The following is a 13,443-nucleotide window of genomic DNA, read 5'->3' as shown; positions in this document are numbered from 1 at the left end:
GTAGGCGTAGCCCGTCGTAGACATCGCCACAAAATTTTAAGCTTTGTAAAGCACTCTCATGATCATTTTAACCAAATGCTGTCACTTCCTTCGGAAATAGAAAAGCGAACTCGCTCACGCGGTTAACTCAACAACTGGTGAAAGCAGTTACCAAGTTTAGCAGTTCCGAGTTAGAGGCTTCTCAAGAAAGTAATACACTATTAAAATTAGGATGAAGTGTGTAAAAAAAGGTTGAGAAGTATGACGCCTTCTTTAGCAAATTTTCTTTGGAGTCTGCTATGGGGTACTGCAATTGTTGTGATACCCGTTATAGTTGGTCTAGTTTTCATTAGCCAAAAAGATAAAATTCAGCGTTCATAATGCTTATGAGAGTTGAATTGACTCTCATAATCGATTGTCTGTCAGCTATCTAAATTAATTGCACCAAAAACAGCAGTGTTTACCGCTAGGAGCAGTTGTAGCTGACAGAAGTAGGTGTTTTTATTTTTCGGTGAACGGCTTCAGAGCTTCTTTGCCAGAGGCTTTGAAGCTTCAATATATCGTGACTAATTAGAGTAGTGATTTTAATTGTGACTCGCTAACATAGATTTGATATTGGGAAAACAGCAATGATAAATTTTGGGCTGAACTCAGCCAGTTTTCTGGCTCAGGTAAATTTTGGGGCAAACTCAGCCAGTATTCTAGGAATTTTCCTGGCTGTGGCTGGGGCAGCACTGTATTTTCTCCGCACTGTGCGTCCAGAATTGTCACGGGATCAAGATATCTTTTTTGCAGCAGTCGGCTTGCTCTGCGGCTTCATTCTCGTGTTTCAAGGATGGCGGCTAGACCCGATTCTACAATTTGGTCAATTGCTTTTAGTTGGCACAACTGTATTTTTTGCAGTTGAAAGTATTCGCCTACGGAGTATAGCTACCCAGCAAGCAAAGCGCAACACTCCGATTGTGGATGAAGACCGACCGGTTAGCGATCGCTATTCGTACAATGATCGCAGAAAGTATCAAGCTGAGATGGATGCAGACTTAGATCCATTACCTTATGAAGAAGAGGAGCGCCCTGTGCGTCCCCGGATTCGGGGTAGCAAGGATGAGATTTCAACTCGTGATGACTACTACGAGGAGCAACCCCCCCGTCGTTCAGAACGCCGTAACAGCAGCAGTAGTGAAAAACAGGCTCCAGCTGATAAAACGCGGCGGCGGACTTCTGGGCGGACTGTGAATCGCCCTTCTGAAAGCTCTGAAGAAGAGAATTGGGGTTCTTCATCTAGGCAAGTTGATGATTGGGAAAGTTCAGGAGGGGAAGTCAGAAAACCTTCTCGGCGTACTAATAACGGGTCTGGGCGTCCAGAAAGTCGTGAAGATGATGTCGCTCCCAGACCAAGAAGGCGTCGTCCACCCACTGACTCGACTCCTCGAAGAGGGCGCGAAGATGATGAGGCGATCCCAACTGATTATGTACCATACAACCCGGTTGAAAAGCCAAATGAGGGGCCAGATAATTCGACCGATTTTGATGACGATGTTTAAAACAGTTGGGATGGAGGTAATTTTAGAGGCGACGGAAAACAGTTGAGGTGAAAAAATTTACGCCTATATTTTGGCTCCAAAGACCTATTCATTGGAGCCTGGTTTTTAGTTTAACAAGTTTGCTTGTATCTTGTGGTTCTAACGATATTCCCATAGGGCCTACTTCTCTCAATAGTCGCTACACCGAGGAGCAACCTGCTTTGAGTGGAAATGGGCGCTTTTTAGCGTTTGTATCTAATCGGAATGGTAATCAGCAGCTACTGGTCTACGATTTGGAGAGGCAACTGTTTATTGGCACACCGGGCATAAACCGACAGGAAACAATTGCTGAAAGTCCTAGTTTAAGCTATACCGGGCGTTATATTGCTTATCTTACTAGTGACCAAGGTAGACCAGTGGTGGCGCTTTACGATCGCGCTACGCAACAGTCACAAATCGTCACGCCAATCTATCGCGGCTGGGTCAGAAAACCAAATATCAGCCCAGATGGACGTTATGTTGTTTTTGAAACCGCCAGCCGTGGTCAGTGGGATATTGAAGTCTTAGACCGGGGGCCAAATATTGAGTTAGATATTCCTAATGGTGCAACTGTAGGTTCACCTCCGTAGGGGAGAAAGTTAGGAGTTAGGAGTTAGGAGTTAGGAGTAGAGACGCGATTAATCGCGTCTGTACAGGAGTTGTGAGACTATTGACTAATGACTAATGACTAATTATATGAAACGTGTTTTTTTTATACCTGTATTTATATGTTTAAGTTTATTGACTGGGTGTTTTGGCTACCCTCGCATTTTGAGTTATCCCTTTGATCCGGGGGGTCGGAGTCTCAATAGTTTAGCATCAGAATTAAACCCCCAAATCTCTGGGAGATACATTGTTTTTATTACTGACCGACGCGGTAGCCAAGATGTTTATATGTTTGATACGGTGACTCGTGATTTGGTTGATTTGCCAGGTTTAAACTCCTTTGATGCGATCGCAACTCATCCTAGCGTTTCACAAGATGGTCGTTATATTGTGTTTGGTGCTAGCCGTCAGGGGCGATCGGCTATTTTTCTCTACGACCGGGAAACACGCCAATCACGGAATTTGACTAATAATCTGCAAGCGGAAGTCCGCAACCCTACAATTAGCGCTGATGGTAGTAGGATTGCTTTTGAATCTAGTAACAACGGGCAGTGGGATGTTTTTGTATATGACCGTTATGGACAACCGTTGAATATCCCTCAAGAACCACGTTGAACTAGAATTATGAGTTATGAGTTAGGAGTTATGAGTTAAAATTCCTGACTCCTGTACAGACGCGATTAATCGCGTCTCTACTCCTCACTTCTAACTTTTGTTTTCTACTTGTTGCACAGATTCAATGAGTGATCGCACTTGTTGCGTCCCTTCTGAAGGTTCAAATGATAGGGGGAATTTACCCCGGATGATCATCCGCAAACCGAGGGGTGCAAGACTGAGTAATCCTTTTAAATCTTTAAAGTAGTTACCGACAACTTGTAAACCAAATTGACGTTCATCAATCCAACCACCTTCTTTAACTAAATCCACCAACACTTTTCGGTGACGAAGTGAGCGACTATCGCTGGCTTGTTTCTGGGTGAGGATTTCTTGTTTAATTTTGGTGATTTGTTCTAATGGTGCAACTTCCATTGGACAAACTGAATCGCAGTACAAGCAACGGGTGCAACCCCATACGCCTTTAGTACCTTCGTTGTAGCTTGCTAAACGATTTTGGGTGTCACTATCGCGGGAGTCTGCTACCATCCGGTAAGCTTTAGCAAGGGCATGGGGGCCAACAAAGTTTGGATCAACTTCACGGGCGTTGCATTCCGAGTAACAAGCACCACACATAATACAGTTGCCAGTTTGATCGAGGCGCGATCGCTCTTGTGGTGTTTGCAAAAACTCTCTTTCTGGAACTTGTCGGGCTGCTGTACTCACATAAGGAGCAACTGCCTCTAAATTATTCCAGAAACTGCTCATATCTACAACTAAATCTTTAATCACAGGCATATTGCCGAGAGGAGCGATCGTGATTTCGCCAATAGCATTTACTTTACTTTGGGATGATGGTATTTGTTGTAATCTAGCAAGTTCACTGCCAACATTTTCCTTACAAGCTAAAGCCGAACGCCCATTAATTCGCATAGCACAGCTACCACAAATGGTATTGCGGCAATTTTTGCGAAACGCCAACGTTCCATCTTGCTCCCACTTAATATGATTCAGGCAATCTAGGATTGTATTACCTGGTTCTGCCTCTACAAGGTAGGTTTGCACAACAGGGGAGGAATTTTGTTGCTGTCGAATGACCTTAAAAATAACTTCCATAATCACTAACCAAAATTTTAAAATTGCTTTCCCAGCCTCAACAATCATCAGTCAACGCAGGTAGTTGCAAAAAGTGAGCTATACTCTTTTTGCCCTTAATTCAAACCCTGGTGTTAATTGGCCGACGAGAAAAAAGCGAGTGATTCTAGTTTAAGGATAACCATTAAAATTTAACTTGTAGCACCGATGTAAGCAATATTTGTGTTAAATTCTGAGATAAAACACCAAAAATGTAATTGTAGCTTTGCATTGAATTTACCTGTTTGGGAATGTAAAGGAAAGAGCGTTTGCTGAGAGAGGGACTTACGTTCATCTCTGACCTGGTGATAATATGCAAATTAAAAGCATGTTAGGTTAGCAACACGTCTTGATGTCAACTTGAGTCAAACAGTCCTAGCTGGAAAATTCGGTCAAGCGGTAACGAAGGCGGAACTTTTTGATTATATAGAAGTGTGAAAGCACATGTTCAATATATAGTAGTGGCAATCAAGCGCTAGGCAGATGTTAAGAAATTTATTCTTCCCATAGACAGACGTACAAAATCCTCTGACCACTTTTGACCTTAGGATAATAAACCGAGGAAAAATCCTCACCACTTTTAAATAAAAGTTTTTGCACCGATAAACCCGGACACACGAGACTTTTCGCTTTTTGGCTTCCTCTCAATCAAGAAAATCTTAGATTGAACTCATTGGTCAAAACTGCTCGTCTCAATTATATAAATTTTTATAAAAGCCATAGGCCAATACTCATACTTGCAATAAAGGGTTGGGAAAATCGTCACTGCTTTTTTCTTCTTTAAGTCCAGAAATTTAAATAAAAATTTACTAGCAACTTTAATTCAAAATTAAACAAGTATTTTGCTATTATTAGTCCATGCTAGTATTTGATATAAAATTACGAAGCGACCAAACCAGAATCAAGAGCCGTATCAGCGCGGCTACTACTGCTTTGTTGATTCGTAATGTAGAGACAAGAGAATTCGCGTCTCTACTGGCAGGACAAAAGGGCATAAGCCCATAGGACTCTATTGAAATACTATGCTGTCCAAAGCTTGAGAGGACGAGTAGAGAAAACTCTACTTGCTCATTGGCAAGAAAGGCAAGCACTGAAAGTGAAAAACCTGCAATTTATTGGGTCTACGACTTATTTGCAGTAGAACCAACACGATTTGTAAAGGTGGCTGAAAGTTACACCGCTACAGTAGAGCCAAAGGAGAAAATAGTTTTCTTTCTGATGGCGAATAATGGTTAAAAGTGCCGTAATATCACCAAAATTAATGTCTGTGGCAACTATGGCCTCTAGTTGGTTGTAGACAACCATAATAGAAGTGCTTTAGGCTCCTATCGGCAGGAATTCACCCGTTACATTAGGGTCTTCAGTAGCTCTATGCAAATGCTAAAAAGCTAAATGCTGGCATAAGACTACATCGTTTATCAGTTTGGAGAGAGTAAGGAAAATTTGAGCATAATGACTGAAACTGCAACCGCACCATTAACTGGAAAAGCACTACTTGCTAAAGTAAAAGAACTTTCCACTTTACCACGCCGAGAAAGAGCTAAACAGTGCGGCTATTACACTGTTACTAAGAATAACCAGGTTCGTGTCAATCTCACAGATTTTTATGACGCTTTGCTATCGGCTAGAGGAATTCCTCTAAGTCCAGAAGCACCTAAAGATGGTCGTGGTCGTGAACCGACATATCGGGTTAGCGTCCATCAAAATGGTCAAATTGTGATTGGTGCTACATATACCAAAGCAATGGGCTTAAAGCCTGGAGATGAGTTTGAAATTAGGCTGGGATACAAGCATATTCACTTGATTCAACTCGGTGAAACTGATAAAAAACTAACCTCACAAGATGTAGATTCTGACGAATCAGACGAAGATTTGGAAGACGAAGAGTAAATTTGCTGATGGTAGGGATAAGTTTTAGGTGATGATAACTTGTCCTTACCCGACAGCACACTAGTAGCTCTATTTAAAAAATTTTGCCCCAGGTAAAAAATACGATTCGACCCCTTGCAGAAGTCACCAAATTTAGTAGAGTCTTGATTAATCAGCAAGAAATCTATAGTGCAAGAAGTCTATCGTGTTTTTTTTGTTTATTTTGATAACTTTCTTTGAGCCTTCGGTCAACGCATTACTGGCGTTTATGGAAAATGCACCACCACTAGTTGTAGTGATGGCATTTTTTATTTTCTGGATAGTTTGCTGGTTGCCAATTGCAACAGGATCAGCAATATTGCTCAATTGGCAACCTCCCAAACCTTTGCAGCCAGAGCAAAAGATGCCGTTATTGGCGTCACTCTACCTATTAGCTCCCCTGATTCTGTGGGGAGTTAGTTGGCTGACGAATAAATCTTTTTCGGATTACGGCTTTGTTGGGAATCTTTCAACTCTTGGTTCTTTAGCGCTAGGTTTCGGTTTGGGAGTGGTGAGCCTAGCTATTGTATTTAGTGGGCAATTGGGGTTAGGTTGGTGTTTTTTTGAAAAGACGAATTTCAAGTTATTACTACCCATCTTGCTACAGATTTTCTTGATAGCGTTATTAGTGGGTGGGATAGAAGAGTTAGTTTTTCGCGGTTTCCTGTTCACTGAATTAGCACAGGATTACCCCATTTGGGTAGCAGCAGCAATTTCTAGCTTGATTTTTGCTTTGCTACACCTGGTTTGGGAGCAACGCGAAACCGCACCCCAACTCCCCGGATTGTGGCTGATGGGAATTGTGCTGGTGTTGGCACGTTTTGCTGCGAACGGCAATTTGGGTTTAGCTTGGGGACTGCACGCGGGATGGGTATGGGCGATCGCTACCCTAGACACAGCAGAACTAATTACTTACACAGGTAAAGTCTCTGACTGGTTTACAGGTAAGAATAAAAAACCCCTAGCTGGCTTGGCGGGAATTATTTGTGTATTGGGAACTGGAGTGATTATCTGGTTTTTCTCTAAGTATTTTTAATTTCGCGTTAAGGTGCAATATTTGAGAGGCGAGCCTGCTAACCAAGCTTGGCTTTCACAATAATATCTTGCAAAGACGGGCAAGCCATGCACAATTAAGATAGAACTGGAGCAGAAGTTTATGGCATACAGTGATTTTAGTCTTGTTAAAGTCAGAGATGCATTTAGCTTAACTTTGGAAGAGACACGTAATCTGTTTCTGATTGTAAGCGGGGTACAGCCCTCTGACTTGCTAAAGCGGTTGCTGGATGAGAACCTAACTTTAGCGACTGCCATTAACAGCGAAAAAGCTCGTTCTGAGTTTTTAATCGCTCCTATTCTGTCTGAGGTAAGGCGACAGTTAAATTACCAAATCAGCTTATTTTCAGGTACAGAGTTCAATATTGATCCTGCTAAAGGACTCTCAGGTTTTTGTGACTTTATCCTTAGTGCATCTCGTGAACAGTATTTTATCAGTGCTCCAGTAGTCACTGTTATAGAGGCCAAAAATGAGAATATCATCGCCGGATTGGGGCAATGTGTAGCCACAATGATTGCTGCTCAGATATTCAATCAAAGAGCAGGAAATGATATTAAAGTCATATATGGAGTTGTGACAAGCGGTACCGCTTGGAAATTCTTAACTTTAGAACAGAATACTGTTTGTATTGACTCAATAGAATATCATGTTAATGCAGTCGATAAGATTCTGGGAATTATATTGCAGACCTTTGAGAGTTCCTTGTCTAAAACCCTAGTTTAGAGAAATGGTAAGTAGATAGGCATAAATAAAATGAAAATAGGGTGGGTGAGACGCCCACCCCACAAAAGATGATTGATTTTTGTGAGGTAGGTGTCTCGTACCTTAGAGATTCGTTACTTAATCCCTTATACTTAACCCCCAAAACCAGGAATTAAACGCTTGAGCGCACGACCGGCAACGTCGCCATAGCGCAGTTCTCCACATAGAATCTTACCCATGATTTTGGCACCAGAGGGGCGCTTAACACCAACTTTGTAACCAATGCCAGGAAAGCGATAGAATGCTCCAGCTAATTTTTGCGCCCAAGCCATCTCAGTACCCCATTCTTCATTAATGGTTTCACTATATTTTTCTAAAGCATTGGTATCACCAGAAAGAGCCTCATTAATGGCTCCTGCTGCAATCAAACCGCTAAAAATTGAAGGGCGAATGCCTTCTGCTGTCATTGGATCAACTACACAAGCAGCTTCCCCAGCCAAAACTGCATTTTGAGTATGCAACTTTTGGTTGCCATCCCACAAGCAAAGGGGATAACCATACTGCTTGCTAGTTTTGATATCTAGATTAAACGATCGCGCGTACTCATCTAAAATCTTCTTAAAGTTCTGAGGTTCGCCGCCGATAAATGTACCGACACCAATGGAATAACCATCCGCCTTCGGGAAGTTCCAAATGTAGCCGTTTTTTACCAAGCCAAACTCGAAGTGAATTGTGGATTTGTCCTTCACAGTTGCGGCAACTTCTGCTTCCAAAGCTCCTGCTAAACGACGTTTACGTTCTTTGAAGCCTAACCATTTTGCCATTGGCCCTTTGACACCATCAGCCGCGATTAAGTAGCGACCTATAACTGGCCCATTGGCTGTGTTAACTTGCCAATGGTCACTTTTAAACTCAATACCCGTTACTTCAGTATTATCTCGTAGTTCAGCCCCTTGCTTCTGTGCTTGCTGCACTAGGAAATGGTCAAAAATATCTCGTCGCACCATCCAGACTGGTTCTTTTGTGGCGATTTTTGCTTCCACGGGGTCGCCCAATTTCCAAGTAAAGCGAAGCGAGTCGGCTTTCACAGAAATCGCTGGGCTAAAATCAAAGTCAAACCATTGAGCGATCGCTGGAGATACACCACCGCCACAAGGTTTATATCTTGGCAGGGATTCTTTTTCTAACACTAATACTGAGCGACCTTGCTTGGCTAAATGATATGCAGCTGTTCCACCAGCTGGCCCAGCACCGACGATGATGCAGTCGTACATATGGCTGAATTTTTGCTCCGGAATTAGTTTATTTTCTATTGAAATAGTTGATCAATTTTTGTTAGATACCTAAGAAATGATAAAGGCTGAAGAATTTATCCATCATCCTTCAGCCTTTATGCTTCAGACTTTAGACTTTAAACAGTCGTAATGTCTTTTTCTTTTTCTGCCAGCAATTCGTCTACTCTTGCAGTGTATTTGTTTGTCAGTTTTTGTAGTTTGTCTTGCTGATCTCGTGCTTCATCTTCAGAAATTTCAGTATTTTTTTCCTGTTTGCGAATCGAGTCAATAGCATCGCGACGGATGTTGCGAATAGCAACACGACCCTCTTCAGCATACTTAGATGCCATTTTGACGAATTCTTTACGGCGATCGCTTGTCAAGGGCGGAATATTCAGCCGAATCACGGAACCGTCATTGCTAGGGGTTAAACCCACATCTGAGAGGGAAATCGCTTTTTCGACTATATTTAAACTGCTGCGATCGTAGGGTTGAATTAAGATCGTCGTGGCATCAGGCGTGCTAATGTTTGCCAGTGATTTCAAGGACGTAGGCGAACCGTAATAGTCCACCAATACCTTATCTAATAGACTCGCATTGGCGCGACCAGTGCGAATCGTGTTAAAAGCTCGTTGAGTTGACTCAACGGTTTTTTGCATCGTACTCTCAGCTTCAGCTAATTTCACAAGAACCTCCCACAAGGGTACCGATGGATTCTCCCAAGACTGCTCGGTGGATGTTTCCTCGCACCGTTAGGTCAAATACCAGAATTGGGATATTATTTTCTTTACACAAGGCGATCGCAGTACTATCCATCACCCGCAAATCTTTGGCTAAAACGTGCGCGTAGGTGAGGCTATTGTAACGCTTCGCCTCAGGATAAATATGAGGATCAGCGTCATATACTCCGTCTACTTTGGTGGCTTTAAAAATCACTTCGGCATCAATTTCTGCGGCTCTTAATGCCGCAGTGGTGTCTGTAGTAAAGAAGGGGTTTCCAGAACCAGCACCAAAAATTACCACCCGTCCTTTTTCAAGATGGCGGATGGCACGACGACGAATATATGGTTCCGCTAATTCTTGCATAGCGATCGCAGTTTGCACCCGCGTCTGTACCCCTATACGTTCCAGCGAATCTTGCAGCGTCATGGCGTTCATTACCGTGGCAATCATCCCTATGTAGTCAGCAGTTGCCCTGTCCATCCCCGCCGACGCCGCTTTGACGCCACGAAAAATATTGCCGCCGCCAACAACGATGGCCATTTGAGTGCCAGTGGCTATCACCTCTGCTACCTCTTGTGCTATTCCTTTGACCACTTCTGGATCAATGCCATAGCCCATGTTGCCCATTAAGGCTTCACCGCTCAGTTTGAGTAAAACCCGTCGGTAATTCGTTCCCATGAAGTTACGCTTTATCAAAAAAGTTGCAATTGCCTCCAATTTAAGATAGCAGTTACAGGGACTATCTATGTCTAGTTACGCCAAATTAATGTAGTACCTATTGCTTCTGTTTGTGGTATATCTATTTCTTGAGCAAGAAACAGAGAAGCGATCGCAGTTTTCAAATAATCTTCTCCGACTGCTGATGCATCTTGGGGATGATCGTCAATTTGTCCTTTGTAGCGTACTATACCATTAGTATCTATGAGAAAGGCCATTGGTGTTTTTGTCGCACCAAAACTGCGGGTAACATCTTGCGTCGAGTCCCACAGGTAAGGGAAATTGAACTGGTGACGGAGGGCAAAAGCTTTCATATTTTCAAAGCTTGATCTAGTGTCGCGATCGCCATCACTACCATTCATGCCAATTAGTGTGAAGCCTTCTAGGGCAAATTCAGCTTGAATATTTTTCAACCTGTCTAGATACCACTCTACATAAGGACAGTGGTTACACATGGAAATGACGCCCACTGCTCGGAACTTCTCAAGATAACGCCTGAGATGGTGTACTTGACCATCAATACCTGGCAGTTCAAAATCTGGTGCGTAGCTCCCAACAGGAGTATCAATTGTTTCTAATATATTCATGTTTTCTGGATCGCAGAACTAGGAACAAGAAAAATATTGTTAAATTCAGCGTCAGTTTCCAGTTGCAAACCACCCTTTAGCCGATGCCTCATATTCGACAATCTTATAGACCAAATTGGCTGTCGTAAATTGTGAAACTACTGAATCTAGCACTGATGCTAATTCGCTCACATCTAAAAATAGCGAAAATAGTACTCACATTATAGAAGTTATAATTCCTAATCCTGACATAATCTAAGTTGTGAGTAAATTACCTCTATCAACAAGATGAAAACTCTCTACGCTGGATAAAACTATCAGCTTGATACTTGTGTTATCAGCCTAGAAGTTTTCGTGGTATAAGTCTAAGCTATCATTAGAGCAAAAGATTTATTTTTAAAATCTGATAAATTTTATTCAAATTCCAAACAATTTTACTTACACTCTGCTATTGAAAGGCTTTTACCCTTGTATTCATCAAATTTCCCATGACAATCTCAAGTTCAAAAACAGCACTTACCTCTACAAAAACCTGGATTTGGCAAGATTTCCCTATCTGCTATCAAACCCAAGGAACCACTGGGCCAGCTGTTGTCCTCGTGCATGGATTTGGTGCTTCTTGGTGGCACTGGCGAAAAAATATTCCCGTACTAGCACAAAATTGCCGTGTTTATGCTATTGATTTGATTGGTTTTGGCGGTTCCGCAAAACCTCAACCTGGTGAAAAAATTGCGTATACACTAGAAACCTGGGGACAGCAAGTAGCAGATTTTTGCCGTGAAGTTGTGGGTGAGCCAGCTTTTTTAGTCGGAAATTCTATTGGCTGTATTGTAGCCATGCAAGCAGCAGTAAGTAACCCAGATATTGCCTTGGGAGTTGCTTTACTCAACTGTTCATTGCGACTGTTGCACGATCGCAAACGGGTAAGTTTACCTTGGTTTCGTCGTTTCGGAGCGCCTTTGCTGCAACGCCTGTTATCTATCAAACCAGTTGGCGATTTCTTTTTCAATCAACTCGCCAAACCGAAAACAGTACGAAAGATTCTCCTACAAGCCTATGCTAATCCTGAGATGGTGACAGATGAGTTGGTAGATATTCTCACTTCACCAGCAAGTGATCCGGGTGCTGTAGCCGTGTTCCTGGCATTTACTTCTTATTCTACAGGGCCCCTACCAGAAGACCTTTTACCACTGTTACCCTGTCCGGCGATTATCTTGTGGGGAACGGCTGATCCGTGGGAACCAATTAAGTTAGGTAGAGAGTTAGCTAACTTTCCCCAAGTACAAAAGTTTATTCCTTTAGAGGGAGTAGGGCATTGTCCGCAGGATGAAGCACCAGAGTTAGTCAATCCGATTTTACAAGATTGGATTTTAGAGCGATCGCGGTAATCGCAATGACATATTCTAAGTGATTAGGAAGACATCATATCAATGAGCATGAAAACAGCGATTCCAATTCTAGAGATTTAGAGTTGGCGTGGGCAAATCGGCGTTTCCTATCTTCTAGAATGGCTAGTATTTTATTTCTTTGCAAGTCCCTTAGCACTCAATGCAATTTAGTAACTTAAGACTAACTGACTTAAAAAGAAAGCAAGGGCTGCACTACCCAAAGGGACTGTCAAATTGTCAATACCCAAAAATGAAAAAGCTTCTAAAGCCGTAGCTATAACTGCTACTAAAAGTGATACTACCCAAGTTTGCCAACTGTTTCCTTGAGTACCAACTAAAATCAAACTACAGACGAGATAGCTAACGAGCATCATAGTTAGGGAGCCTTCCCAACTTTTTTCTGTCCCAAAGACTTTATATTTATGTGTCCCAAAGCGTTGCCCAATCAAAGCTGCTAGTCCATCTCCCCAAGTCATGATCAAAATTCCTAGTGCTGCGTACTGGGGTTGTTGCAAGTACCAGAACCAGGCAACTAAAATACCGAAACTGACAGAGTAAAAAAACGTCCCTAAACTTTGGCGTCCGACGCTATTAATACCAGGAAGAATGGGCAATCGGTAGGATAATAAGGTGATTGCACTCGCTAAAATGGAAGCTGTAATCCCTACACTGGCGGGAATATCGAGCCACCAAGCGATTAAAATCACATTACCAGTGCCAATATGAACTATCTTTCGCACGATTTCTGGCTTGTCGGCAAAGCGGTTTACCACCCATGCAATCAGGAGGATGAGTAGCACCCAAATTGCAGCGCTCGCAATTTGCAGCCATAAAATCGGAATTGAGGTGAAGTCAGAAAATCTAATTAACAAAGATGCAACAAAATGAAAATTTTTACCCCTGTTACTAATTTATAAGATTTAGGTAACTACAATGAAACTATTATTGATTTGGCTGATTCGGGGCTACCGAATGTTTATTTCGCCGTTGTTTCTCCCGACTTGTCGTTTTCAACCAACTTGTTCGATGTATGCTATTGAAGCTATTGAACGATTCGGAGTATTGCGTGGTAGCTGGATGGCAACTCGGCGGATTTTGCGCTGTCATCCGTTTCATCCAGGTGGTTACGATCCAGTGCCAGAGGTGGTAGAAAAGTTAAAGGAGCAGTAGTTTAGTACAGCTTTGCGTAAAATCGTGGTGAATTGAGGGTTGAAATTTAAACGCACAGGGGCGCAG

The 13,443-nt window shown here is 42.5% G+C and carries 15 protein-coding genes; 9 read left to right on the top strand and 6 right to left on the bottom strand.

Features of this window, described 5'->3' with window-relative positions; translation table 11 throughout:
• The first annotated feature begins 240 nt into the window (after positions 1-240).
• The 4 genes from psbX to V7K49_RS26165 all read left to right on the top strand — a co-directional run bounded on the left by psbX (position 241) and on the right by V7K49_RS26165 (position 2,762).
• The gene (gene psbX / locus V7K49_RS26180; RefSeq protein WP_273766886.1) at positions 241-360 is read left to right on the top strand and encodes a photosystem II reaction center X protein; all 120 of its coding nucleotides are present in this window, start codon (positions 241-243) and stop codon (positions 358-360) included.
• 248 nt (positions 361-608) lie between these two features.
• A complete protein-coding gene (locus tag V7K49_RS26175; protein WP_334872964.1) occupies positions 609-1,523 on the top strand; it encodes a Ycf66 family protein in 915 nt (304 codons plus the stop codon).
• A gap of 47 nt (positions 1,524-1,570) precedes the next feature.
• Positions 1,571-2,131 carry a TolB family protein gene (locus tag V7K49_RS26170; RefSeq protein ID WP_273766882.1) on the top strand — a complete coding sequence of 187 codons (561 nt, stop codon included), beginning with the start codon at positions 1,571-1,573 and terminating at the stop codon, positions 2,129-2,131.
• Positions 2,132-2,237: 106 nt separating this feature from the next.
• Entirely contained in the window at positions 2,238-2,762 is a 525-nt protein-coding gene (locus V7K49_RS26165) for a TolB family protein (protein ID WP_335208234.1), read from the top strand.
• A gap of 90 nt (positions 2,763-2,852) precedes the next feature.
• On the opposite strand, the gene V7K49_RS26160 is transcribed toward V7K49_RS26165, so the two are convergent.
• On the bottom strand, positions 2,853-3,857 hold the full coding sequence (locus V7K49_RS26160) for a succinate dehydrogenase/fumarate reductase iron-sulfur subunit (RefSeq protein ID WP_335074350.1): 1,005 nt from the start codon (positions 3,855-3,857) through the stop codon (positions 2,853-2,855).
• 1,470 nt (positions 3,858-5,327) lie between these two features.
• Between V7K49_RS26160 and V7K49_RS26155 the strand changes: the two genes are divergently transcribed.
• From V7K49_RS26155 to V7K49_RS26145, 3 genes are all read left to right on the top strand, one after another.
• A complete protein-coding gene (locus V7K49_RS26155) occupies positions 5,328-5,765 on the top strand; it encodes an AbrB family transcriptional regulator (protein ID WP_273766880.1) in 438 nt (145 codons plus the stop codon).
• A 184-nt stretch (positions 5,766-5,949) separates the two neighbouring features.
• Positions 5,950-6,819: a CPBP family intramembrane glutamic endopeptidase gene (locus V7K49_RS26150; RefSeq protein WP_335208216.1), complete on the top strand. Its 870-nt coding sequence runs from the start codon at positions 5,950-5,952 to the stop codon at positions 6,817-6,819.
• A 120-nt stretch (positions 6,820-6,939) separates the two neighbouring features.
• The gene (locus tag V7K49_RS26145; RefSeq protein ID WP_335208215.1) at positions 6,940-7,560 is read left to right on the top strand and encodes a hypothetical protein; all 621 of its coding nucleotides are present in this window, start codon (positions 6,940-6,942) and stop codon (positions 7,558-7,560) included.
• A 131-nt stretch (positions 7,561-7,691) separates the two neighbouring features.
• Here the strand turns inward: V7K49_RS26145 and V7K49_RS26140 are convergent, their stop codons facing one another.
• The 4 genes from V7K49_RS26140 to V7K49_RS26125 form a co-directional block, all read right to left on the bottom strand.
• Complete coding sequence (locus V7K49_RS26140) at positions 7,692-8,813, bottom strand: geranylgeranyl reductase family protein (protein WP_334872971.1); 1,122 nt, start codon at positions 8,811-8,813, stop codon at positions 7,692-7,694.
• A 137-nt stretch (positions 8,814-8,950) separates the two neighbouring features.
• On the bottom strand, positions 8,951-9,499 hold the full coding sequence (gene frr, locus V7K49_RS26135) for a ribosome recycling factor (protein WP_334872973.1): 549 nt from the start codon (positions 9,497-9,499) through the stop codon (positions 8,951-8,953).
• A complete protein-coding gene (pyrH, locus tag V7K49_RS26130) occupies positions 9,486-10,214 on the bottom strand; it encodes a UMP kinase (protein WP_334872975.1) in 729 nt (242 codons plus the stop codon). Before pyrH ends, frr begins: the two co-directional genes overlap by 14 nt.
• 71 nt (positions 10,215-10,285) lie before the next feature.
• Positions 10,286-10,840, bottom strand: coding sequence for a thioredoxin family protein (locus V7K49_RS26125; RefSeq protein WP_335208214.1), 555 nt, complete (start codon positions 10,838-10,840; stop codon positions 10,286-10,288).
• 467 nt (positions 10,841-11,307) lie between these two features.
• Here V7K49_RS26125 and V7K49_RS26120 point away from each other — a divergent pair, with 467 nt between their 5' ends.
• The gene (locus tag V7K49_RS26120) at positions 11,308-12,207 is read left to right on the top strand and encodes an alpha/beta fold hydrolase (protein ID WP_335208213.1); all 900 of its coding nucleotides are present in this window, start codon (positions 11,308-11,310) and stop codon (positions 12,205-12,207) included.
• 167 nt (positions 12,208-12,374) lie between these two features.
• On the opposite strand, the gene V7K49_RS26115 is transcribed toward V7K49_RS26120, so the two are convergent.
• A complete protein-coding gene (locus tag V7K49_RS26115; protein WP_335208212.1) occupies positions 12,375-13,079 on the bottom strand; it encodes a diacylglycerol/polyprenol kinase family protein in 705 nt (234 codons plus the stop codon).
• A 61-nt stretch (positions 13,080-13,140) separates the two neighbouring features.
• Here V7K49_RS26115 and yidD point away from each other — a divergent pair, with 61 nt between their 5' ends.
• The gene (gene yidD, locus V7K49_RS26110) at positions 13,141-13,377 is read left to right on the top strand and encodes a membrane protein insertion efficiency factor YidD (protein WP_335074284.1); all 237 of its coding nucleotides are present in this window, start codon (positions 13,141-13,143) and stop codon (positions 13,375-13,377) included.
• The last annotated feature ends 66 nt before the right edge of the window (positions 13,378-13,443 follow it).

The sequence above is a fragment of the Nostoc sp. genome (genome assembly GCF_036919675.1).
Lineage (GTDB): Bacteria > Cyanobacteriota > Cyanobacteriia > Cyanobacteriales > Nostocaceae > Nostoc.
This window is presented reverse-complemented; position numbering and strand designations above follow the sequence as displayed.